This is a genomic window from Cellvibrio sp. (assembly GCF_039207905.1).
Classification (GTDB): domain Bacteria; phylum Pseudomonadota; class Gammaproteobacteria; order Pseudomonadales; family Cellvibrionaceae; genus Cellvibrio.
Genome location: NZ_JBCECX010000011.1, coordinates 15,957 through 38,959 on the forward strand (window position 1 = coordinate 15,957; position 23,003 = coordinate 38,959).

19 protein-coding genes are annotated in these 23,003 nt (G+C 46.7%); 7 read left to right on the plus strand and 12 right to left on the minus strand.

The features are described from left to right. Nucleotides 1-299: 299 nt before the first annotated feature. The gene (locus AAGC78_RS08345; protein ID WP_435783605.1) at nucleotides 300-1,385 is read left to right on the plus strand and encodes a beta-N-acetylglucosaminidase domain-containing protein; all 1,086 of its coding nucleotides are present in this window, start codon (nucleotides 300-302) and stop codon (nucleotides 1,383-1,385) included. An 18-nt stretch (nucleotides 1,386-1,403) separates the two neighbouring features. Here the strand turns inward: AAGC78_RS08345 and AAGC78_RS08350 are convergent, their stop codons facing one another. Then, nucleotides 1,404-2,069, minus strand: coding sequence for an alpha/beta hydrolase (locus tag AAGC78_RS08350; protein ID WP_435783606.1), 666 nt, complete (start codon nucleotides 2,067-2,069; stop codon nucleotides 1,404-1,406). Between the two features lie 184 nt (nucleotides 2,070-2,253). Between AAGC78_RS08350 and ppnN the strand changes: the two genes are divergently transcribed. Then, nucleotides 2,254-3,666: a nucleotide 5'-monophosphate nucleosidase PpnN gene (ppnN, locus tag AAGC78_RS08355; RefSeq protein WP_435783607.1), complete on the plus strand. Its 1,413-nt coding sequence runs from the start codon at nucleotides 2,254-2,256 to the stop codon at nucleotides 3,664-3,666. A 312-nt stretch (nucleotides 3,667-3,978) separates the two neighbouring features. Here ppnN and tadA read toward each other — a convergent pair whose 3' ends face one another. The 6 genes from tadA to AAGC78_RS08385 all read right to left on the minus strand — a co-directional run bounded on the left by tadA (nucleotide 3,979) and on the right by AAGC78_RS08385 (nucleotide 8,574). Beyond that, nucleotides 3,979-4,533 (minus strand): tRNA adenosine(34) deaminase TadA, encoded by a 555-nt coding sequence (tadA, locus tag AAGC78_RS08360; RefSeq protein WP_435783608.1) that lies wholly within the window; start codon nucleotides 4,531-4,533, stop codon nucleotides 3,979-3,981. After that, nucleotides 4,530-4,799, minus strand: coding sequence for a DUF1653 domain-containing protein (locus tag AAGC78_RS08365; protein WP_435783609.1), 270 nt, complete (start codon nucleotides 4,797-4,799; stop codon nucleotides 4,530-4,532). Before AAGC78_RS08365 ends, tadA begins: the two co-directional genes overlap by 4 nt. Before the next feature lie 24 nt (nucleotides 4,800-4,823). Continuing rightward, nucleotides 4,824-6,026: a CaiB/BaiF CoA transferase family protein gene (locus AAGC78_RS08370; protein ID WP_435783610.1), complete on the minus strand. Its 1,203-nt coding sequence runs from the start codon at nucleotides 6,024-6,026 to the stop codon at nucleotides 4,824-4,826. Nucleotides 6,027-6,034: 8 nt separating this feature from the next. Next, nucleotides 6,035-7,018, minus strand: coding sequence for an NAD(P)H-quinone oxidoreductase (locus tag AAGC78_RS08375; protein ID WP_435783731.1), 984 nt, complete (start codon nucleotides 7,016-7,018; stop codon nucleotides 6,035-6,037). Continuing rightward, nucleotides 7,018-7,662, minus strand: coding sequence for a pyridoxamine 5'-phosphate oxidase (pdxH, locus tag AAGC78_RS08380; protein ID WP_435783611.1), 645 nt, complete (start codon nucleotides 7,660-7,662; stop codon nucleotides 7,018-7,020). The genes AAGC78_RS08375 and pdxH overlap by 1 nt, the downstream gene beginning before the upstream one ends. Before the next feature lie 147 nt (nucleotides 7,663-7,809). Next, nucleotides 7,810-8,574 (minus strand): helix-turn-helix domain-containing protein, encoded by a 765-nt coding sequence (locus AAGC78_RS08385; protein ID WP_435783612.1) that lies wholly within the window; start codon nucleotides 8,572-8,574, stop codon nucleotides 7,810-7,812. 399 nt (nucleotides 8,575-8,973) lie between these two features. Here AAGC78_RS08385 and AAGC78_RS08390 point away from each other — a divergent pair, with 399 nt between their 5' ends. Next, nucleotides 8,974-9,567 carry a gluconate 2-dehydrogenase subunit 3 family protein gene (locus AAGC78_RS08390; protein WP_435783613.1) on the plus strand — a complete coding sequence of 198 codons (594 nt, stop codon included), beginning with the start codon at nucleotides 8,974-8,976 and terminating at the stop codon, nucleotides 9,565-9,567. A gap of 2 nt (nucleotides 9,568-9,569) precedes the next feature. Continuing rightward, nucleotides 9,570-11,270: a GMC oxidoreductase gene (locus AAGC78_RS08395; protein ID WP_435783614.1), complete on the plus strand. Its 1,701-nt coding sequence runs from the start codon at nucleotides 9,570-9,572 to the stop codon at nucleotides 11,268-11,270. 85 nt (nucleotides 11,271-11,355) lie between these two features. Here the strand turns inward: AAGC78_RS08395 and AAGC78_RS08400 are convergent, their stop codons facing one another. Continuing rightward, nucleotides 11,356-12,801, minus strand: coding sequence for a catalase (locus AAGC78_RS08400; RefSeq protein ID WP_435783615.1), 1,446 nt, complete (start codon nucleotides 12,799-12,801; stop codon nucleotides 11,356-11,358). A 281-nt stretch (nucleotides 12,802-13,082) separates the two neighbouring features. Here AAGC78_RS08400 and mobA point away from each other — a divergent pair, with 281 nt between their 5' ends. The 3 genes from mobA to AAGC78_RS08415 all read left to right on the plus strand — a co-directional run bounded on the left by mobA (nucleotide 13,083) and on the right by AAGC78_RS08415 (nucleotide 14,799). Further along, nucleotides 13,083-13,706, plus strand: a complete 624-nt coding sequence (mobA, locus tag AAGC78_RS08405; RefSeq protein WP_435783616.1) for a molybdenum cofactor guanylyltransferase MobA — start codon at nucleotides 13,083-13,085, stop codon at nucleotides 13,704-13,706. Between the two features lie 70 nt (nucleotides 13,707-13,776). After that, complete coding sequence (locus AAGC78_RS08410; RefSeq protein WP_435783617.1) at nucleotides 13,777-14,169, plus strand: VanZ family protein; 393 nt, start codon at nucleotides 13,777-13,779, stop codon at nucleotides 14,167-14,169. A gap of 39 nt (nucleotides 14,170-14,208) precedes the next feature. After that, nucleotides 14,209-14,799 (plus strand): DUF1287 domain-containing protein, encoded by a 591-nt coding sequence (locus AAGC78_RS08415; protein WP_435783618.1) that lies wholly within the window; start codon nucleotides 14,209-14,211, stop codon nucleotides 14,797-14,799. Between the two features lie 76 nt (nucleotides 14,800-14,875). On the opposite strand, the gene aceF is transcribed toward AAGC78_RS08415, so the two are convergent. From aceF to AAGC78_RS08435, 4 genes are all read right to left on the minus strand, one after another. Further along, nucleotides 14,876-16,474, minus strand: coding sequence for a dihydrolipoyllysine-residue acetyltransferase (gene aceF, locus AAGC78_RS08420; RefSeq protein WP_435783619.1), 1,599 nt, complete (start codon nucleotides 16,472-16,474; stop codon nucleotides 14,876-14,878). Between the two features lie 96 nt (nucleotides 16,475-16,570). Beyond that, nucleotides 16,571-19,219, minus strand: coding sequence for a pyruvate dehydrogenase (acetyl-transferring), homodimeric type (gene aceE / locus AAGC78_RS08425; RefSeq protein WP_435783620.1), 2,649 nt, complete (start codon nucleotides 19,217-19,219; stop codon nucleotides 16,571-16,573). A gap of 454 nt (nucleotides 19,220-19,673) precedes the next feature. Further along, entirely contained in the window at nucleotides 19,674-22,583 is a 2,910-nt protein-coding gene (locus AAGC78_RS08430) for an insulinase family protein (protein WP_435783621.1), read from the minus strand. A 93-nt stretch (nucleotides 22,584-22,676) separates the two neighbouring features. Further along, nucleotides 22,677-22,937 carry a sulfurtransferase TusA family protein gene (locus AAGC78_RS08435; protein WP_435783622.1) on the minus strand — a complete coding sequence of 87 codons (261 nt, stop codon included), beginning with the start codon at nucleotides 22,935-22,937 and terminating at the stop codon, nucleotides 22,677-22,679. Between the last annotated feature and the right edge of the window lie 66 nt (nucleotides 22,938-23,003).

A 23,003-nucleotide genomic window follows, 5' to 3' on the forward strand; every position in this document is an offset into this window, starting at 1 on the left:
TGCTCGCCATCCTAGGATTAAGCCTTTCAGCGCAAACCAAACTTGGAAGTTGCGAATGCACCGAAATTAATAAAAATGGCATCAGCAACCGGCATCAAGAAATCACACAAAATTTACCCAAAATCCGCGTGAATTGCGCTGCTCAAAAAGGCCGCTATGATAGGCAGATGGGTTTTGAGTGTCAATTAAAGCACAGTATTTGCCGATGGCGAATTCCCTGCGTGCTCACTACAAAAACCCGCTGACCCAACAGTAAAAACACTATCGCCATAATTGATCATCGAGCCAGTAATTTATTCATGCAAACAAATAACAACGATGTAACGCCCTGCGGAATTATAGAGGGCTTTTTTGGCCGCAGCTGGAGCTGGGATATTCGAAAAAACTATGCGCAGTTTCTTGCGCTAAATCAGTACAGCTTTTACATCTACGCACCAAAAAGCGACAAACATTTGCGCAAACACTGGCAAGACGATTGGCCGCTCGCTGAAAAAAAAGCACTACTGGAATTACGCCAAACCTATCACGCTGCCGGCGTTCAATTTGGTATCGGCCTCAGTCCCCATGAAATTTATCTCAATCAATCAAATAACCAACGCGCGCAATTGGATCAACGCATTCGGCAAATCAATCAACTTGAACCCGACATTCTCTGTATTTTATTTGACGATATGCGTGGCGATATTCCCGGCCTCGCGCAGATCCAAACCGACATCGCCCATCAAGCCGCAGCAATTAGCAACGCAAAAAAAATAATTTTCTGCCCAACCTATTACAGTTTTGATCCAGTACTGGAAAAAGTATTTGGTGCTATGCCGGAAAATTATTGGCGCACTTTTGCCCAACAATTGGATAAAGGTATAGACATATTCTGGACGGGAGAAAAAGTCTGCTCGCCAAACTACTCAACTGAGCATCTACTTCAAGTGACTGAGCTGATTGGCCGCAAGCCTTTTTTGTGGGACAACTACCCCGTTAACGACGGAGCAGTAAAATCCAACCTGCTGCAATTACGTGCATTCGACAAAGACCACAGCCAATTAACAGGCAAAGTAGCAGGGCACGCCGTAAACCCAATGAATCAAGCCTGGCTTTCACAAATTCCGCTAGCCAGCTTGCCGCTGGCGTATCGCGAAAAAGAAAACTATTCGCCTGCGTCCGCGTTTACCAACATTTGTAATGACCTTTGCGGCACCGCTCTCGCAAAGCAATTACAAAATGATATTGAGCAATTACAAGATTGCGGCTTAAAAAACCTGACGACAACTGAACGGCAAATATTGCGGGAAACCTATCAGCGCTTTGGCAGCAATCCTTACGCACAGGAAATTGTTGCCTGGCTGAACGATGAATACCTGTTTGATCCAGCCTGTTTGACTGAATAACAGCTTTAGCAACAATATTTATTTTAAAACAGCTTGAATCCAACGTGACATGGATTCAACTTGCTCCATGCAGACCGTGTGCTCCATCGGATAAGATTCATAATTTACACTGCAACCACGATCCTGCAAAAAGCGATAGGCGCGCTGACCCAAAGTTTCGTTAACAATTGGATCGCGCGTGCCATGCTGAATCAGTATTGGGGTTTTCTGGTTTGCGGGATGAATGCTGGCGGTCGCATGGGTAGCAAAATAGCTCGACAAAATTAACAACCCAGCTAAAGGTTTTTCATAGGTTAAACCTGCCTGATAGGCCACTGCCCCGCCCTGCGAAAATCCAACCAGAATAATTTTTTCACTGGGCACACCACGCGCAAGCTCGCGCTCGATCAAATTCTGCACTGCATCCGCACTGGCAACCAGTTGCGCTTCATCAACCTTGCGATCCAGATTCATTTCCAAAATATCGTACCAAGCCGGCATCACATAACCATTGTTGATGGTGACTGGAATATGCGGCGCATGAGGAAAAACAAAACGCACTGATAAATCCTTGGGCAACCGCAGTTCGGGCACCAGTGGCGCAAAATCGTTGCCATCTGCGCCCAAGCCATGCAACCAAATAACACTGGCAGTTACCGGTAATTGCGGTTGGTTCAGTTTTTCAACACAAGGTAAATATTCCATAAGGATTCTCTTCTACGGGAAACTTTGTTTAATTTTTGCTCAAAACTTTTATCGATATGCAATATTGCTGACAATTACTCAATTGGGCAAGCACCCCGATGCGCACAAACGGCAAAATAACACTACACTTGGTTTATGTAGCGACCTACCGGAACCACTGCATCAGTGATGCTAAGGAATACTAATGAGTAACTTGAACCCCGATCTACCCTTCCACCAAGAAGCTGGCGAATATCAAACCGTTAGCGCCATCATCGCCCCGATTGATCAATTAAATGTGTTATCCAAAGTTGAAGTTGCCAAACTGTTGGACTCCAGCCAAAGCGGCCTGTATAAATTATTCCGCAGCTGCGCGCTCGCTGTACTTAATACTGGCAATGACCTCGATGACGGCAAAGAATTGTTGGAGCGCTACAAAGATTTTGATATCAGCATCGTGCAGGAAGAACGCGGTATAAAACTCGCTGTTAAAAATGCACCTGCGAATGCATTTGTCGATGGCAAAATGATTCGCGGTATCAGCGAACATTTATTTACCGTATTGCGCGATGTGATTTACAACAACGATGAACTTAGCGGTAATCCAAAATTCAATGTCCGCAGCGCAGAAGGTATTACCGATGCCGTATTCCACATGCTGCGTAATGCCAATTTATTAAAAGCAGGATTAGACCCTAATCTGGTTGTGTGCTGGGGCGGCCACTCCATCAACCGCATCGAATACGACTACACCAAAGAAGTTGGTTATCAATTAGGTTTGCGTGGATTGGATATTTGCACCGGCTGCGGTCCGGGTGCGATGAAAGGGCCAATGAAAGGTGCAACGATCGGCCACGCCAAACAACGGATTAATAACGGTCGCTACATTGGTATTACTGAGCCGGGCATCATTGCGGCAGAAGCTCCCAATCCGATTGTTAATCAACTGAGCATCATGCCCGATATTGAAAAACGCCTTGAGGCATTTGTGCGTCTCGGCCACGGCATTATTGTTTTCCCCGGTGGTGCAGGTACTGCAGAAGAAATTCTTTATATCCTCGGCTTGTTATTGCACCCCGACAACAAAGATATCCCTTTCCCTCTCATTTTTACCGGCCCGGCAAGCTCGGCGGAATATTTCTCGCGCATCGATAAATTTATTGGCGATACCCTTGGAGTAGAGGCGCAATCGCACTACAAAATTATCGTCAATAATCCCGACGCCGTTGCACACGAGATGAAAGAGGGAATAAAAAAGGTCCGCGAATTCCGTAAGCACAGCGACGATGCCTACTACTTCAACTGGCAGTTAAAAATCAGCCCCGACTTGCAACAACCTTTTATCCCTACCCACGAGAATATGCGCAATCTGGAGCTACACAAAAACCAACCGGTTAACCAGCTCGCCGCCAATTTGCGCCGTGCGTTTTCCGGGATAGTTGCAGGTAATGTGAAGGAGGAAGGCATACTGGCCATCGAACAATTTGGTCACTTCGAACTGCATGGTGATCCCGAGATCATGCAACCAGTGGATGAATTGCTGGAATCTTTCGCACAGCAAAGCCGGATGAAACTGCCTGGGCGGGCATATATCCCTTGCTATAAGGTTATAAAATAGTCGATTACATATACTCAAGCGATCTAGATTGTAGTCAATGTCTCACAAAAACTAGCGACTTTAGCGACTATCTTGCCAGCAGCCATCACTAGATAATGGTCACATCAAGGAAGTAGACAATGATGTGTGCTGGCCAGGAAAGGTCAATGGATGCGCCCACCTGTTAGGGACGCGATGTCGGATGACATCAAAGGATTGCACTAGCGCAGGAGGAACGGCGGTCAGGGAATCGAAAGGAAAATCGACGCAAATTGACTACTTCTACTTAGGGATAGTATGTGTATGGGGCCGCTTATGCGGCCCCTACTCATTTTAGGGATCTTGATTATCAACTGATGCTTCGCGCCGCTCTTGTTTTTCCTTCCGCTTTTGCTCCCGCCGCGCCGCAAAAAAATCACTTAATTGATGCTGACACTGCTGCGCCATTAATCCACCGGCATAATCAACTTTGTGATTAAGGTAATCGCTATCCAACAACTGCGATTTACTCACTACCGCACCAGCTTTAGTTTCCGTAGTACCAAACACCAAACGCGCAATACGCGCATGTACCAACGCGCCGACACACATAGTGCAAGGCTCGAGTGTGACGTAGATTGTTGAGCCGATAAGGCGATAATTTTGTATCTGCTGCGCCGCGTTCCGCAATGCGATTATCTCGGCGTGCGCAGTTGGATCGTGACTGCTAATCGGTTGATTAAAACCTTCACCGATAATTTTCCCATCCTGAACAATCACCGCCCCCACCGGCACTTCACCTAATACTTCACCTTTTGCAGCAAGCACTATTGCATGGCGCATCCAGTGTTCGTCGTCCACAGAAAATACCGCGTGATCTTCAGGATTTATCTGCTCGCCATTACTCACGATTTTTTCACTTCCACCAACGGCGACAAATAATCAGCAAGCTCTTGCTCGGTTAGTGAGCGTACAAAACGAAAGCGCGGAATAGTTTCGCCCGCAAGTTCAACCGTTTCATTGAACATAGCCAAGGGTCGTACCCACCATGAGTAATCGCCGTACAAGCAGCGATAAAACACCAACGGTTCGCGCGTTTCACTGTGGGTCGCCACTTGAAAGACAAAATAATCATTGCCTTTGTAATGGCGATATAAACCGGGTTTTATAGTCATTGTATGTACCTTAATGAATGTACCTTAAATAACGCCCGTGGTTTTTAATTCATCAATACGGGCTTGCGATAGATTTAACACCGACTGCAAAATTTCTTGCGTGTGACTACCAATATCACCGCCGGGCCAATCTGTTTTGCCGGGTGTCTCTGATAGCTTGGGTAAAATCGCAGGAATTTTTAATGGTTTGCCACTAATTTCTACCTGTTCAAACATTCCGCGCGCATTAAAATGTGGATCGGCAAACATGTCCTGCACATTATAAATCGGACCGCCCGGTACACGCGCTCGCTCCAGCAATTGCAAAATATCATCCGCATCTTTGCTCATGCACCAGGCTGCTAGCGCATTATCAATTTCCACTTCGTGCTTAACACGCCCGGCATTATTTGCCATGCGTGGATCATTCGCCATTTCCGGATGCCCAGCCACTTCCATCAACCGCTGGAAAATGGAATCGCCGTTACCACCAATCACGACATACTTTCCATTTTTGCAGCGATAGGTATTGGTCGGCACAATGCCAGTGACGGTAGTACCCGAAGGTTCACGAATAACACCTGCACCAGAAAATTCCGGCACCACAGCCTCCATTAAATTAAACATGGATTCGTAGAGTGCAACATCCACTACTTGACCATCACCATCCTCATTTCGCTCACGCTCTAACAATGCCAATGCAATACCGAGCGCAGCATGAATACCGGAAATGGTATCGCCAATGCTTAAATTAGGCCGCACCGGCGCTTGGTCAGGAAAACCATTCACATAACGAAAACCACTCATACCTTCGCACACAGATGCAAAACCCGGCTTACTTGCATAAGGACCGGTTTGACCGTAACCGGAAATTCGCGCGTAAACTATTTTAGGATTCGATTTTTTTATTTCATCCGGGCCCAAGCCCCAGTTTTCCATTACACCAGGGCGAAAGTTTTCGATCACCACATCGGCGCTATCAATTAATTGCCGCGCAAGTTGTTGGCCTTCGGATTTTTTTAAATCCAGTGTGATACTTTTTTTATTGCGCCCGATACTCCGCCACCAGTGGGAAGTACCATTTTCCAATACACGCCATCCACGGATAGGATCCCCTTCAGGTGGCTCGATTTTTATTACTTCCGCCCCAAAATACGCGAGCATACAACCGGCGAAAGGGCCGGCGAGCAACTGCCCTATTTCAATGACGCGAATGCCATCCAGCGGACGACGATTTTTATTTGCCATATTTATTTTCACTGTAACGTAAAATCCAGGATAATTTTTCCCACGTGTTCGCTAGATTCCATACGTGTATGGGCAGCAGCAACTTGCGCAAAAGGAAATACCGAATCAATCACTGGCTCAATGGTTTTATTTTCGAGGAATGGCCAGACTTTTTGCTTCAACTCATTTGCAATGAGTGCTTTTGATTGCGCAGATTGAGCACGCAAGGTAGAACCGGTAAACGTCAGGCGTTTTAGCATCAGCGGCATAAAATCCACTTGGGTTTTACTGCCTTGTAAGAACGCGATATTCACTATGCGACCATCTTTTGCAGCAGCAGAAAAATTGCGCTGGATATAATCACCACCCACCATATCCAGAATCACATTCACGCCCTGCCCTTGGGTTTTCTCCTTGATAACTGCTACAAAATCCTGATCGCGATAATGAATCGCTGTCGCCCCCAAGGATTCAATAGCTTCACATTTATCTGCTGAACCCGCTGTGGCAAATACTTTGGCACCAAACGCGCGCGCCAATTGGATGGCCACAGTACCTATGCCACTCGAACCGCCGTGAATTAATACAATCTCGCCCGCTTTTAATTGCGCGCGTTGAAACAGGTTATGCCACACGGTAAAAAAAGTTTCTGGCAACGCAGCAGCTTGTACGTAAGAAAAGCTTTCAGGAATAGGCAGGCATTGGGTTGCAGGAGCCAGCGCATATTCAGCGTAGCCGCCACCATTCACCAAGGCGCAAACTTTATCACCAACGTTCCAATCATTTACTTCTGCACCACAGGCAACAATTTCGCCCGACACTTCCAAACCTAAAATAGGCGATGCATCCGCAGGCGGCGGATATAGACCTTGCCGCTGCATAATGTCGGGGCGATTAATCCCCGCAGCGTAAACACGGATCAATACCTCATCAGCAGCAGGTTCAGGAATCTCCATCGCCTGCAGCTGTAAATTTTCCACGCCGCCAGCGTTGGTTAAGGCAATAAATTTCATCATGGTTCAAGTCGCTGAATTGCCCAGCTACCCTCGGCTTGCAAATTATATTCAAAGCGATCATGCAGGCGCGCCGCACCGCCTTGCCAGAATTCGATCTGATGAGGTTTAACGCGGAAGCCACCCCAAAAATCCGGCAGCGGAATTTCACCCTTGGCGAATTTATTTTTCATCGCCTCAAATTGTTGCATCAACAAGGCACGCGATGAAATCGGCCGACTCTGGTGTGAAGCCCAAGCACCCAACTGGCTTTCACGCGGGCGCGAGATAAAATATTTCAACACATCGGCTGCCGACAACTGCTCAACAACACCGCAGACTTTTACTTGCCGCTCCAAAAAATACCAGGGAAAGTGCAAGCTAATTTTTGGATTCTGTTTCAGATCCTGCGCTTTACGACTATTCAAGTTGGTATAAAACACAAATCCTTTTTCATCAAGATGCTTTAACAACACGATCCGTTGCGAAGGCTGTCCGCTTGCATCAACCGTAGCGATGGTCATGGCGTTAGGATCTGGAATACCGGATTTGATGGTTTGCTCCATCCATTGATTGAATTGCTCAAACGGACTAGCCGCCAGATCCGCAAAATCCAACCCGCCCTGCGTATACTCGCGGCGAAAATCCTCAAGTTTTAATTCCATACCGTAACTCCGCCCAAATTAATCATTACCCGGAATGCAAAAAGGCACTGCAAGCAGTGCCTTTTACTTAGTGCATGCGATAAGGCTATTCTAACTCACAGAACCCCTAATACGACCTTCTTGCTAGCCATTTGTTCGTCATCAAACTCATAATCGACGCAGTCGAAACTCCACAAAAAACCCAGTTAGCCCGCCAAACGCTAAAAAAGCCCCAAGCACTGCGAGCCAATTGTTATAGCGCTCAAACACCCGATTAGTATCCGAATCAACACCCTGAAGCTGATAAATACGATAGCCTCCTGAAACCTCCTCTCTAAATTTCTGCCCTTTATTGATAATGCTCAGCTTATTGTCATTACTTAAGCGCTTACGGAATTCATCTCTTGCTGTATGAAAAGCCTGTTCAAAATCTGGTTCTAATAAACGGGTAGTTGCACTCATTTTTCTGCGCAGATTGAATTCCCATTGATCAAATAGGCCTTCGGGTTCGCCAGCCAATATCACCCCATCAGACACATACTTATACAAGCTTGTCTCCACCGGACTAAATAGCAACAGCTTCAACCCACCAAACACTAGTGCCAGCCCAACCGCACAACAGAGAGCCGATGCAAACAACCATCGCTTCACCGCACGAACTCTCAGGCGCGACTCCACATTACGATGCAAAGTAATTTCAGGTACTTGCATTAAGTGCCGCTCAATTACGCTTTCATCCAACCCTTGAAGAAAGGTCGGGATATCCACAGACAGTGCTCTTAAAACTGCCATTAAAATGTCTGCAGAGGGAACGGATTTATCGTTTTCCAACTTAGACAAGTATGACTGCTCGATATTTGCCAACTCAGCAAGTTGAGGCTGAGTCAGGTTTTTATCAGTTCGCAGCTGTTTGATGCGCTCTCCAATGTTCATTGAAATTCCTTATTGTAGTGGGGACGGGATTGGGCTATGCCCTTGGGATTTATGATTATTCTTGGTAATTCATGCAGGACTAGGAAGATGAATATTGATGAATCTACATGAATTTTGTAGTGGTCTCTCCTTACGGGATAAAAAGTATCTTCTGCTTCCAACAAACAACCTCAGTACCCACCAAACAACTACACTTTTCGTTAAGAAATGTCATGTCGATACAGCTTTTGTTAGGCAAACAAACCCGGCTATGCAGGAATCTGGCAGCAGTTATTGCTAGCCAATTTACATCACCAATACCTTATGTATATATTGACCATATGGTGCTTGAGTTAACCAAAGGACTCAACTGCCAGTCCAATTAAAAATAAAAAGACATCACCTACACAGGCAACCCCCATGAATAGACGAGAAGTTCTCAGGTATACCGCTTGGATTACCGGCACGGCTGTATCCGCATCATTAGCGAGTGCAATTTTGTCGGGATGTTCTGAGCAATCAGCTGAACAAAATCAGGCAAAAGGAACTGGCATCAGCGCCAACTCCAACCTTTTGCATTTTTTTACACCCGAGCAATTTGCGCTGGTTGGATTACTGGCGGATACGATTTTGCCGCGCACCGACAGCCCTTCCGCGACCGATGTAAAAGTTCACGTCACACTCGATTCCATGTTGGGACAGATTTTTGATTCCAACTACCAAGCCACATTCAAAACCCAGTGGTTAGCGTTGGAACGCTATCTAGGCCAGCAGAAATTTTTACAGCTCTCACCGACGGATCAAGTAGAAACACTAAAGTCACTTGAGCTGAGCCAGAGTGAAGATGTAACAAGTGCAAAAAAAGCCTTGGTAGAGTTCAAGCAACAAGTAATCGCCTATTACTTAACGACTGAAGAAATTGGTGAAAAGTTTTTAAATTATTTGCCGATTCCAGGATTTTACAAACCCTGTATTTCAGTCAATGAAGTTAACAATAAAGCGTGGGCACTATAAAAATGATTAGAACTACTGCAACCGATTTTGACGCAATTGTAATTGGCTCAGGCATTAGCGGCGGATTTGCCGCTATGGAGCTATGTACTAAAGGTTACAAAACCCTCGTACTTGAGCGCGGCCGCGACGTGGTACATGGAGATTATCCTACGGCGATGATGGACCCTTGGGATCTGCCGCATAACGATCGGGTTCCCCAAAAAGAAATCGCTACTCATTATCACAAACAAGATCGTTTGCCTTGGTGGGTTAGACAGGCAAATAAACATTGGGTCAATAAAGACGACGAATACCCTTACGAGGAAGTTGAACGCTTCGACTGGATTCGCGGCCATCATACTGGTGGGCGTTCACTTATGTGGGGACGTCAGTGTTACAGATGGAGCGATATTGATTTTGAAGCGAACAAAAAAGAAGGCATCGCCGTTGATTGGCCAATTCGTTACGCTGATATTGAAGCCTGGTACACCTACGTCGAAACATTTGTTGGCGTAAGTGGACAAGAAGAAAACTTGAAGCAAGTTCCTGACGGTGTATTTTTAAAACCATTTCCGCTCAATTGTGCTGAACAACATTTGCGTGAAAGTGTTGCGAAAAAATTTCCTGACCGCGTAGTTACTCCAGGTCGTGTCGCCAACCTGAGCGAGTACAAACCGGACAAACATAAAGGTAAACGCAGCCAATGTTTATCGCGCGACCGCTGCTGGCGCGGCTGCCCATTTGGTGCTTATTTCAGTAGTCAATCAGCCACACTGCCCGTTGCCGAGGAAACAGGAAACTTAACCCTGCGCGCCAACAGCATAGTGCAAGAAATTGTCTATGATGCAGCTAGTGGCCGGGCGACTGGTGTGCGAATTAAAGATGCGACAACGGGCGAACAGCAGGAAATTACCGCACGCATTATTTTTTGTAATGCCAGTACTGTGGGCACTACTGCGATTTTGCTTAACAGTCGCTCGGAAACGTTTCCAAATGGCTTAGGCAATAGTAGCGGCGAACTTGGCCATAATCTGATGGATCACCATTATGGAATGGGGGCGTCCGGCATTTTGCCCGGGCTTGAAGATACCTATTATTCCGGTCGTAAACCAACCGGCTTTTATATTCCGCGTTTTACTAACCTTGATGAGCAAAGTAAGAAGAAAGATTACTTGCGCGGTTTTGGTTATCAGGGGCAAGCACAACGCATTAATAATGCACCTGAAGGCGTAATCGGTAGCGCACTCAAAGACGTTATTTTTACACCGGGCGCTTATGGTGTGAGAATGACATGTTTTGGCGAAATGTTGCCTTATCACGAGAACCGTATGTTTCTCGATTTTAGCAAGACCGACAAACACGGAATGCCGCTCATCACCTTCGACGCAAAGCTGCGCGAGAACGAGCATAAGCTGCGTGAAGATGGCGTTAAGTGTGCGATAGAAATGTTAGAGGCCGCTGGTTGTACCAATATCACTTCGTACAATAACGCCACTGCACCAGGAGCCTGTATTCATGAAATGGGGACGGCGCGTATGGGGCGAGATCCAAAAACCAGCGTGCTAAACAAATGGAATCAAATGCATGATGTGCCCAATGTATTTGTGACTGATGGTGCGTGCATGACAAGTTCTGGAACACAAAATCCGAGTATCACTTACATGGCGTTAACCGCACGCGCTGTGGACTATGCACATAAGCAAATAGTGGCCGGCAAGCTTTAATCGAGCTACCTGTTAACGCAATACCCAGCACAAATAAAAAAGCCGCTGCATTAACAGCGGCGTTTTTATTTCTCTCGAACAATAATTACAAAAGTGCTTTTACCATGGTTGCATAAGTTGGATCAGCTTTATGCAGATAACCCAACATCCGCTCCTGAATCGATGCGTTTGCCTTCGACAAACCACCAGCAATATTGCGTGCGAGTTGTATTTTTTGATCATCACTCATCAAGCGGAATAAATCGCCCGCCTGCGAATAATAATCTTCACTCAATTGATCGTAGCGATCCACCACCGCATGACTCAAGGTCATTGGCGGTTCACGGTATGCCGGATTCGGAGCCGGATAACCCTGCGCTGCGCGATCATTTGGATAATAATTTGCACCACTATTTTGCGGCTGGCTGCCATTGCTAAATGGACAACCGGCAGCGGCACCATCGCGCTGGTAATGATTAACCGGACAACGCGGTGCATTCACCGGCAGCTGATTATGATTCACTCCTACGCGATAGCGATGTGCATCCTGATACGCAAGCAAACGCGCTTGCAGCATTTTGTCAGGCGATGCTCCCGTACCGGGAACCAAATTGCTCGGCGCAAATGCAGACTGTTCGGTCTCGGCAAAATAATTTTGTACGTTGCGATTTAATTCGAGCTGGCCGATTTCAATTAACGGGAAATCTTTGTGCGGCCAGACTTTGGTCAAATCAAATGGATTGATATGGTAAGTCTCCGCTTGCGCTTGAGTCATAATCTGGATTTTCACCGCCCAGCTCGGAAACTCATTGCGATTGATCGCATCTACCAAATCTTTTTGCGCACCGAACGGCGGCATTTTTGCAGCCTCTTCATCGGTCAGGGTTTTAATGCCCTGATTGGTTTTGAAATGCCACTTCACCCAATAGCGCTCGCCTTTATCGTTCCACAAACTCAAGGTGTGAGAACCAAAGCCGTGCACGTGGCGGTAGGACAGCGGAATACCGCGATCCGACATCAGGATTGTCATCTGGTGTAACGACTGTGGATGATTAGCCCAGAATTCAAAAGCCGCTGCAGGATCAGGCAAATTCGTTTGCGGATTTTTCTTTTGTGAGTGAATGAAATCCGGGAATTTAATCGGGTCATTTAAAAAGAAAACCGGCGTGTTATTGCCCACTACATCGTAATTGCCTTGGCGGGTATAAAACTTCACCGCAAAACCGCGTGGATCGCGCGCGTAATCACTGGAATCCTGCCCACCACCAACGGTAGAAAAACGCAAAAAGACTTCGGTTTTATCGCCCACTTTTTGCAAAAAATCTGCGATGGTGTAATCGCTTAAACTTTTGGTCAACGTGAAATGGCCATAGGCACCAGTACCGCGCGCATGCACTACGCGCTCAGGTATGCGTTCACGGTTGAAGTGCGCGAGCTTCTCAAACAGGTAATGGTTGTCGAACGTCAAGGGGCCGCGCGGACCAACACTGATACTGTTATTGTCGTCAGGCACCGGAGCACCGGCTGAGGTCGTTAAGTCAGTTTTGCTCATAATTACATCCATCCATTTATGGTTAACACGGTATTTGAATTTCAAAGCTATACTAGGTGACGACTAAAAATATAAAAAATCAATTATCTAAATTCAATTAATAGCTTTTTATAATTATCTAGGTGGGGAATCGTGACAGGCGGAAAGGAACCGTAAAATTCATGGTTGCGTCTTCTGTCAGCAGCTAAACTAAACTTTAAGCAGATATAATGAATGGCGCGCCAATTAATGGTTAGGCGCCCCACTAATCCTAGACCAAGATACTGACGCAGCAAAAATCTATGAGTACACCCGAATCCGTTGTCGGCATTATCCTGGCTGGCGGTTTAGCCCGCCGGATGGGCGGTGGCGATAAATGCCTATTACCATTGGTTGGTAAAACCCTGCTACAACGGACTATCGAGCGCGCCCAACCCCAAGTTAACCCGTTATTGTTAAATGCCAATGGCAATAGCCTGCGTTTTGCCCGCACCCGCTTGCCCGTTGTGCCCGATGTTTATCCGAATAACCTTGGCCCATTGGCGGGCATCCATGCTGGTTTGCAGTGGATGAAGAGCAATAGCCCGGATGCGGAATGGCTCGCCAGCTTCGCTTCGGATACGCCCTTCTTTCCAACCGATCTCGTCGCCCGTCTAGTTACCGCTGCAGCTACGCAACAAGCGCAATTGGCAGTGGCGACATCCAATCATCGCGCCCATCCTATTTTTGCGCTTTGGCATGCCTCGCTTATTGGTGTGATTGAAAAACAACTGGAGACAGGCGATGTACCGCGTCTACAAGATTGGATTAAAAAGCAAAAGCTGGTCGAGGTAGAATTTGCGGCAGATGGTTATGATCCGTTCTTCAACATCAATACACCGCAAGACCTCTACGCCGCTGAACCTATGGTCAGCCTGCTAAAATAACTGCGCCCGTCACAATCGCCTGAATAACGCCAAACTGTTATGCTCCCGCACTAATCATGAGGAGTTTGCGATGCTTTGGCGTTATCTATGTCTGCTGCAGTTTTACGTTTTATTGGTGATCTACACCTACCTCGGCCTTACCCCCCATCCGGAAAATTCCATTCCTGTTTTTAACGATTTATTAATGCATTTTGCAGGTTACAGCGTTGCCGCTATTTCAATTAGTTTTGCGCGCCCTACCTGGACTCTTTGGCGACGCGCAAGCTTCCTGGTTATTTTTTCCATTGGTATCGAAGTTGCGCAGCATTTCAATCCACCACGCACGTTCAGTGGAATGGATATAGTTGCTAACACGACTGGCGTAATCTTAGGGCTGATCATAGTTACGCTTTTAACAAAATACATTTCGCCTTTTGCAAAATTACTTTACTGGAAAACATCGATACAACAAGGTAATAACTAATTTTTTATGCGAAGGATGTAGATGATGGCAAGGTTATTCGTGAGAGGATTAGTAAGTGGGCTGCTATTATTTCTTGCTAACAGCAGTATTGCAGACATCAGTGTGGAAGCTGGCAAAACAAAAACGCTGGTCGCCGCCGCAATTACGCAGACCAACGACTCAGTTACATATAATGGTGCCTATTTTAAAATCGCTTATCCGATGGGTGATGTACCTGCGCAGTATGGTGTATGCACTGATGTGATCATTCGCGCGTATCGCAAACTCGATATCGATCTTCAACAATTAGTACATGAAGATATGCGCGCGAATTTCGCACTTTATCCAGCGAAGCGAAATTGGAACCAAACTAAAACCGATACCAATATCGATCATCGCCGTGTCCCTAACCTGCAAACATTTTTTACCCGTCACGGAAAAAAATTATCTGCGTCTAACAAGCCGGAACATTATCAAGCGGGTGACCTTGTGACCTGGATGCTGCCCGGTAATTTACCGCATATTGGTATAGTCACGGATCAACGCTCTGCTGATGGCCAACGCCCTTTAATTGTCCATAATATTGGCGCGGGTCCTAAACTCGAAGATATGCTGTTTGATTACGCCATTACCGGACACTATCGCTACTGATTATTTTTCTAATCACCAAAAACAAAAAAGGCCAGCAATTGCTGGCCTTTTTATTAACACTGATATACGCGTTTGATTACAACAGCAAACGTCTAACGTCAGCGATAACTGCAGTCAAATAAGTGAAGAAACGACCTGCATCAGCACCGTTAATTGCACGGTGATCGTAAGAAAGAGACAGCGGCAACATATTGCGCGGCAAGAACTCTTTACCATTCCATACTGGTTTCATTTGCGCACGGCTTACACCGAGGATCGCAACTTCCGGTGCATTAACGATTGGCGTAAAGCCGTTACCGCCAGATGCGCCCAAGCTGGAAATGGTGAAGCAACCGCCCTGCATATCAGCTGGCAACAACTTACCATCGCGTGCTTTTTTCGCGATTGCATTTATTTCGTCAGTCAATTCCCACAAGCCTTTTTTATCCACGTTACGAATAACTGGAACCATCAGACCATTAGGTGTATCTACCGCGATACCAATGTGCACGTATTTCTTCTGCACGATACTTTCGCCATCGTGATGCAAAGATACGTTGAAACTTGGCTCTGCAACCAACGCAGCCGCACAAGCTTTCATGATGAAAGGTAATGGAGTCAGTTTGCTGCCACGCTTTTCAGCTTCAGCTTTCAAACCGTTACGGAATGCTTCGAGATCAGTGATATCCGCGTCATCCCATTGAGTAACGTGTGGAACGTTCAACCAGTTGCGGGTCATGTTGTCCGCAGTGATCTTCTTCACTTTGCTCATTTTCACGGTTTCGATTTCACCAAACTTGGCAAAATCTACTGCCGGTACGCGAGGAATACCTGCACCGCCCACCGCTGCGCCAGATTGTGCAGCTTGAACGATTGGCTTCACGTAACCGCGAACGTCATCTTTCAACAAACGACCACGTGGGCCGGTGCCAGATACTTTGCCCATATCAACACCGAGTTGACGGGCAAGTTTGCGCACCGCTGGACCTGCGTACACATCACCAGTTTGCGCAACTTCAGCTGCTGGCGCAGGTGCTGCTTTTGGTGCTTCAACTTTTGGCACAGGAGCTGCTGCTGGAGAAGGTTCTGCTTTTGCAGGGGTGGCTGCAGGCGCAGCAACAGGTGCACCACCGCTAGTGGCCAACACACCAATCACTGAACCTTGGGAAAGCTTATCGCCCACTTTTACTGCGAGACTAACAATTTTACCCGCTGCTTCGGCAGGGATTTCCATTGATGCTTTGTCAGTTTCAAGCACGATCAATGAATCGCCAGCGGCAACTTCATCGCCTACTTTTACCGAAATCTCGATAACTTCAACGCCTTCTGCGCCGCCGATATCCGGTACAACCATTTGTACTTCCGCTGCGGCAGTCGTTGCTGCAACAGGTGCCGGCGCTGCGGCTGCTGGAGCAGCTGCAACAGGAGCAGCAGCTTCTGGTGCAGGAGCCGCACCACCTTCTGCTTCTACTTCCAGCAATAAACTGTCTTGAGAAACCTTATCACCCAAATTTACTTTGATAGCGACAACCTTGCCTGCTATATCGGCCGGGATTTCCATTGAAGCCTTGTCGGTTTCAAGCACGACAATTGAATCCCCTTCGGCGATCACATCGCCCACTTTTACAGAGATCTCGATAACTTCAACGCCTTCTGCGCCGCCAATATCAGGCACTTTAATAGTTTGAATTGCCACTGTAGTCGTTCCTCGCTAATTCAATTGTTTCTACATTTGATAAATGTTTTGGACGGATACAAACAACGTCGCCCTCTTTGTGGGAGGGCGACGGTTTTATACGCTCATTGGATCCGCTTTTTCCGGATCAATACCAAACTTCTTGATGGCCTTGGCTACCACATCGGCTTTAATCTTGCCTTGGTCTGCCAAAGATTTGAGTGCTGCAATTACCACGAAATAACGGTTCACTTCGAAGAAATGACGCAATTGGGTACGGGTGTCACTGCGACCGAAACCTTCTGTTCCCAACACTGTGTAATCGCCTGGAATATAAGCGCGCAACTGTTCGGAATAGGTTTTCAAATTGTCAGTGGAGATAATGAATGGGCCTTCGGCGCCTTCCAATACCTGGGTAATATAGGGCTTACGCGGTGCAGCAGTCGGGTTCAGCATGTTCCAGCGAGTAGCGCGCTGACCATCGCGGGTCAATTCGTTCACACTGGTCACACTCCACACATCTGCTTCAACATCGAAGTCTTTGCGCAGGATTTCTGCAGCAAAACGTACTTCGCGCAGGATTGTTCCAGCCCCCATCAATTGAACGCGGTTCTTGGCTTTGCCAGCACCTTTTTCCAATTGATAAATACCTTTAATGATTCCTTCTTCCGAGCCTTCTGGTAAGTCAGGATGCTGGTAGTTTTCGTTCATCAATGAAATGTAATAGAACACATTTTCATTGTCGTGATACATGCGCTTAATACCGTCCTGAATAATAACGGCCAGCTCATGTGCATAAGTCGGATCATAAGAACGGCAGTTCGGGATGGTATTGGCAAATACATGGCTGTGGCCATCCTGATGCTGTAAACCTTCGCCATTCAGGGTAGTACGGCCAGCAGTAGCACCCAACAGGAAGCCACGCGCTTGCGAATCACCCGCAGCCCACGCCAAGTCGCCAATACGTTGGAAACCAAACATGGAGTAGTAAATGTAGAACGGAATCATTGGCTTTTTGTAGTTGCTGTACGCAGTCGCCGCAGCAATCCATGAAGCCATAGAACCTGCTTCGTTAATGCCCTCCTCCAAAATCTGGCCAGTGGCAGATTCATGGTAAGACATCATTTGACCCGCATCATGCGGAGTATATTTTTGACCTTCGGATGAGTAGATACCGACGGTTTTGAACATACCTTCCATGCCGAAGGTACGCGCTTCATCTGGAACAATCGGTACGATTTGCTTGCCGATTTGTTTGTCTTTTACCAGCGAAGACAAGATACGCACAAAGCTCATAGTGGTGGAGATTTCACGCTCACCAGTGCTCTTCAATTGCGCCGCAAATGCATCCAGTGCTGGCACCAACAGTGGATCGAAACTTGGATCGCGCGATGGGACAAAGCCTTTCAGCTCTTTACGGCGCGATTTCATGTATTGCATTTCAGGACTGTCTTCTGCCGGACGGTAGTACGGCAGCTTCGGCAGATCTTCATCGCTGATTGGCAATTCAAAACGGTCGCGGAAAGCTTTCAAGCTATTAACATCCAACTCTTTCAATGAGTGGGTTTTGTTAACCGCTTGACCAGTACCCATGCCGTAACCTTTAACGGTTTGGGCCAGAATAACAGTTGGTTTACCTTTGGTATTAACGGCTTGATGGTAAGCGTTGTATACCTTGTGCGCGTCATGACCACCACGAGCCAAGCCCATAATGTCGTCATCAGACATATCTTTAACCAGCTCCAGCAACTCCGGATATTTACCGAAGAAGTGTTCACGGGTGTAAGCGCCGCCGTTAGCTTTGTAGTTTTGCATCTCGCCATCAACTACTTCATCCATACGCTTTTGCAGCAAGCCGGTTTTATCTTTAGCCAGCAGCTCGTCCCAACCACGACCCCATAGAACTTTAATTACGTTCCAGCCAGCACCGCGGAAGACGCCTTCCAACTCTTGTACGATTTTGCTGTTGCCGCGCACCGGACCGTCCAGACGCTGCAGGTTACAGTTGATTACAAAAATCAGATTGTCCAACTTCTCACGGGTTGCGAGAGAAATTGCGCCCAAGCTTTCCGGCTCATCACACTCACCGTCACCAAGGAATGCCCATACCTTGCGATCCGTTTTCGGGATCAAACCACGCGCTTCCATATAACGGTTAAAACGCGCTTGATAGATAGACTTAATTGGGCCCAAGCCCATAGATACGGTTGGGAACTGCCAGTAGTCTGGCATCAACCATGGGTGTGGGTAAGAAGACAAACCACCGCCATTCACTTCGCGACGGAAATTATCCAAATGGGCTTCGCTTAAACGGCCCTCAACATAAGAGCGGGCATACATACCGGGAGAAACGTGACCTTGGAAATAAATCAGGTCGCCAGGCGTGTCGCCATCGTTACCGCGGAAAAAATGGTTAAAACCTACATCGTATAAGGTTGCAGATGATGCAAATGAGGCGATATGGCCACCAAGGCCTTCATCGTTATCGTTGGCTTTCATGACCATTGCCATGGCATTCCAACGGATAATTGAGCGAATTTTGCGCTCCAGGGCGTTGTCACCGGGAGACTTGATTTCTTTTTCTACGGGAATGGTATTGCGGTAAGGAGTCTGGATAGATGAAGGCTGTTCAATGCCATGGTTAACAGCGGATTCAGACAAAGACTTCAATAACTCAGCAGCGCGGTCTTTACCTGCGTGACGAACAACTGACTTAAGGGCGTCCAGCCACTCTTTTGTTTCAATGGCATCAATATCTTGTAGCATTCAAATCTCCTCAGCTATGCGCACATGCGCACATCACGTAGCAGTAGTATCTAATACAGGAATTTGGATCTGGGCTTCGCACAAAATTCGCTCATTTAATAAAAAATGTGCAGAACTTTCATGGAGTTACAGGAGGAATATTCCTTTTACTTGTGTAAAAAATCCCCGAATTCTTGCATAAGTGGGAATTTTTTACCAGCCCTACCCTATTTGGTAACACTCCGGAGGGGCACAACTTTAGTGCACAAATTGCAGAACCCAAGGTTTTAAATAGAATCAAGCTATTAAAAAAACCGGTTCGCAACAGGGCTGGCATTATTACCCAAAGTTTTGGGATTCACCAAGCAGTAAACAGTAAAAATAATGATAATTTTCCTTTTTACCGCACCAAAAAAAAGCATAAGCGGGAGATCGATCCTACCAAAGGTCTATATTGCTCAAATACAAACCAAAATCAGGGTTGTGCGATGCTTTGCATTTGTTGTTTATGGATCGATAAGTCTTGCACTTGGAAAAAGTTTTCACGAGCTTGCATCGAATCGGAAGTCAGCCATAGGCGGCGATTTTTATCCATAAATACTGCGCGATAATATTTATCGAGCGATTCCGGTGTAATGCGCGAAACTGCTTCTGCAAGATCAAGGCGGCGAGAAAAACTTTCATCGTAATTAGTAATCGCATTCCAATAGCGTTCGCCCTGCTCTTGCAAGGAGCGCGCAGGTTCGCGCAATTTTCTAATTAATGATTGTTGATTGATTAAAAAATCTTCGCCCAGCTCTAAATGCTGCTCATCCAAAAATAAATCAATCTCGCGAATAATCTTTTCTTCTGATGTGGTTGGCGATTGCACCACTAACAAACTACCTTCGAGATTCAATATGGGCGCGGCTACAGCAGCAACTACGTAACCCAATTGTTTTTCTGTGCGTAAATGATTGTAGAAAGCCGGCTGCAATGTTTGTCGCACTAACATCATGTGAGCAGTATCATCTATTGACAACGATGGACTCTGGACAAGTAATTCAACAATATTGTCGCTATGCTCCAATGGATGCGAATACAGCCAAGGTTTTTCTGATCCCTTAGGCAACAGCAATAATTTTACCGGCGGCAGATCGCGTCCAGCCTGACGGCTCAGCAATTCATGCTCAACCAACACTGATAATTTCAACGCTTCTGCACGGAAATAGTTGCCGTAAAAAAGCGCGTCCATTTTGGCATCGATCAACTGGCGATTCGTAAATTGGGAAAACTGCTCGAAAGTTTTGTTTTCAAGAGCTGCAATTAACTGCGCTTTACTCCATGCAGGTTCAGACTGTAGCACCGGCACTTGTTTTGCCAAAACCTGATAAGGCAGGTCTTTATTCTGGTTACGCCAAGTGCGTAATAAATCGTCTTTGATAAGCTTAAAGCGCTCTTCTTTATATTTGCCGAGGCGCATCGCTTCCATAATTTTGTTCATCAATAACCCCTGGCGACTGGAGTAGCCAAAGATATTAATGTCGTATCCACGAGTATTGGCAATTGCATTGTAATCAATGCCCGCAAGGCGCGCCGGGTACGCAAACTCATTCAATTGGTCAGTTAGCAAGGCCGCAAAAAGCTGCGCTTGTGCTGCGCCATCTGCATTGGCAGAAATCAGCGGAGACTTGATACGCAAATTAATCAGCGCACGCGGTTGGGCAAATTTTTGATCCTGCGCGAACCATACACGCATATTTTTATTTTGTGTCAGCAGCTGCGGTTTACCACCTATCGACGCAGGATCTTCCAGCATGGAACCCGACTTGACAATCAGCCGCTTGGGAATGAACAAATTTTTCTCAGGCAGGAATAGCTCCTTACGCACAGCAGGCTTTAATTCCAGTATGCCGGAGACTCCAGTTCGAACGCTGTAGGGAGCTGAATAAAGTGGCGATACGCGATAAGGTTTTACATCGGGTGCAGTCAACACCAACAGCAAGTTTTTACTGTTTAAATAAGACAAACTTTTTTTGATTAATCTTTCATCGTAAGCGGAATAAAGATAATCACCACGCAAAATGTCATGCGGAAGATAGGTTTTCATCGACTCAGCCAATGCACTGACGGTTTGCATCGGCGCACGCTTTTCCTGAAAACGGAAACTCATATCGCCCAATTGTTGCAGCTCGGTATAGCGCCAAGCCGCGAGACCACGCTCTTGTACTTGTTCGATACAATAAAACACCAGCGAAACAATTTGATCGCGTGCTCGTACACCCTGCGGGGTCAGCTTGATCGTCAAACGGAATACCGCATCACCACGGCTTTGTAAATTGGTGTCGGCATACACGGCATCCGCCCAGCCCAATCGTTTCAATAACGACAACAAACTCCCTTCCGCCTCATGCCCCAGCAGGTTAGCAATATAGGCAAACGGTTTTTTGTCGTAAAACTGATCAGGATCAGGGATCGGAAAATTGAAGGTTAGTTGGCGCAACTCTTTTTCAGGTTTTATTTCGAGGCTGGCCGGTAAACGATCACCCGCAAATAACGGTGGATATTTATTACTAATACTAATGTCGCGTTTGGGCACAGCACTAAAACGTGTACGCACACTAGCTTCAAGTACGTCCAGGTTATCGCGCCCCAACACCACTAAATTCATCAAATGTGATGAATAGTGCTGCTCGTAGAACGCAACCATATCATCGCGAATAGAATGGCTATCATGATCAGCTAAAGTGGTTAAATTCCCTACCGAAAATTTAGCACTGGGATGGGCCGGATTCATCAACTCACGATAAACCTCCCACTCGCGGCGCGAATCATCTTTCAGCTTGGCGAGATATTCGGAATGCACCGCATTGCGCTCGCGATCAACATATTCAGCAGTAAATAAAGGGGCAACAAAAAATTGGGAAAACCGATCCAACGCAGCATCAAGTTGGTTATTGTCAATCTCAAAAAAGTAGTTGGTATTTTCTGCTGCGGTGTAGGCATTAAAGCTGCCGCCGTGCTGTGAGATAAATTCCTGATACTCACCGGCATGGGGATATTTTTTTGTACCCAAAAACAGCATGTGCTCCAGAAAGTGAGCAAGCCCCAAGCGATCGGCAGGATTTTGGTTTGCACCAACATTTACATCCAGCGCTGCAGCTGATTTTTCAGTGACCGGATCTGATATCAATAAAACGCGCAGTTGGTTATCTAATATAAGGTAGCGGTAGCTGCGCTTGTCGTTTTCGCTTTTGATAACACTGATAGCCGTGTTAAGCGGAAGGGTCGCATCAAATAAAGAATTGGTATTGCTGACAACATTGGTGCTTTGTGCAAACAGAGATTGATTGGACAGCAAACACACCAGCGCCAACAGCCAGGATGTACTCGAAGCCAAATTCATTCTGTAACACAATTTCACCATAACAAACTCACTTGGATATCAACATTTCCATAACGGGAAACCTTGATTGATCAATTTCCAGCCGCGCCCCTTTCAGGTCGCTGACTTTTTAAGCAAATAACAATAAACGGCATCCTGCTCGGCAAACGCCATCAATTCCTGCCCGCTCAATGTTGCGTAGGCCTGGAAATCGCGCACTGAACCGGCATCCGTAGCCAAAACCCGTAACACCTGCCCCGCGGCCAAATCGCGCAAAGCCTGTTTGGCTTTCAGCAATGGCATTGGGCAGCGCAAGCCGCGCGCATCCAGTTCACGGCTGACGGGATAGGTAAAACAATCGATAGTTTCACTCAAGGTTTGGTACCAATATCGAAAGGCACGCATTGTAAGGCGATGGCATGGCCGCTGCTCACAAAGCAA

Bases quoted from the DNA above. Each gene is read 5' to 3' on its own strand.
- AAGC78_RS08345 (WP_435783605.1), top strand. From the start codon at position 300: ATGCAAACAAATAACAACGATGTAACGCCCTGCGGAATTATAGAGGGC.
- AAGC78_RS08350 (WP_435783606.1), bottom strand. From the start codon at position 2,069: ATGGAATATTTACCTTGTGTTGAAAAACTGAACCAACCGCAATTACCG.
- ppnN (WP_435783607.1), top strand. From the start codon at position 2,254: ATGAGTAACTTGAACCCCGATCTACCCTTCCACCAAGAAGCTGGCGAA.
- AAGC78_RS08365 (WP_435783609.1), bottom strand. From the start codon at position 4,799: ATGACTATAAAACCCGGTTTATATCGCCATTACAAAGGCAATGATTAT.
- AAGC78_RS08370 (WP_435783610.1), bottom strand. From the start codon at position 6,026: ATGGCAAATAAAAATCGTCGTCCGCTGGATGGCATTCGCGTCATTGAA.
- AAGC78_RS08375 (WP_435783731.1), bottom strand. From the start codon at position 7,018: ATGAAATTTATTGCCTTAACCAACGCTGGCGGCGTGGAAAATTTACAG.
- pdxH (WP_435783611.1), bottom strand. From the start codon at position 7,662: ATGGAATTAAAACTTGAGGATTTTCGCCGCGAGTATACGCAGGGCGGG.
- AAGC78_RS08385 (WP_435783612.1), bottom strand. From the start codon at position 8,574: ATGAACATTGGAGAGCGCATCAAACAGCTGCGAACTGATAAAAACCTG.
- AAGC78_RS08390 (WP_435783613.1), top strand. From the start codon at position 8,974: ATGAATAGACGAGAAGTTCTCAGGTATACCGCTTGGATTACCGGCACG.
- AAGC78_RS08395 (WP_435783614.1), top strand. From the start codon at position 9,570: ATGATTAGAACTACTGCAACCGATTTTGACGCAATTGTAATTGGCTCA.
- AAGC78_RS08400 (WP_435783615.1), bottom strand. From the start codon at position 12,801: ATGAGCAAAACTGACTTAACGACCTCAGCCGGTGCTCCGGTGCCTGAC.
- mobA (WP_435783616.1), top strand. From the start codon at position 13,083: ATGAGTACACCCGAATCCGTTGTCGGCATTATCCTGGCTGGCGGTTTA.
- AAGC78_RS08410 (WP_435783617.1), top strand. From the start codon at position 13,777: ATGCTTTGGCGTTATCTATGTCTGCTGCAGTTTTACGTTTTATTGGTG.
- aceE (WP_435783620.1), bottom strand. From the start codon at position 19,219: ATGCTACAAGATATTGATGCCATTGAAACAAAAGAGTGGCTGGACGCC.
- AAGC78_RS08430 (WP_435783621.1), bottom strand. From the start codon at position 22,583: ATGAATTTGGCTTCGAGTACATCCTGGCTGTTGGCGCTGGTGTGTTTG.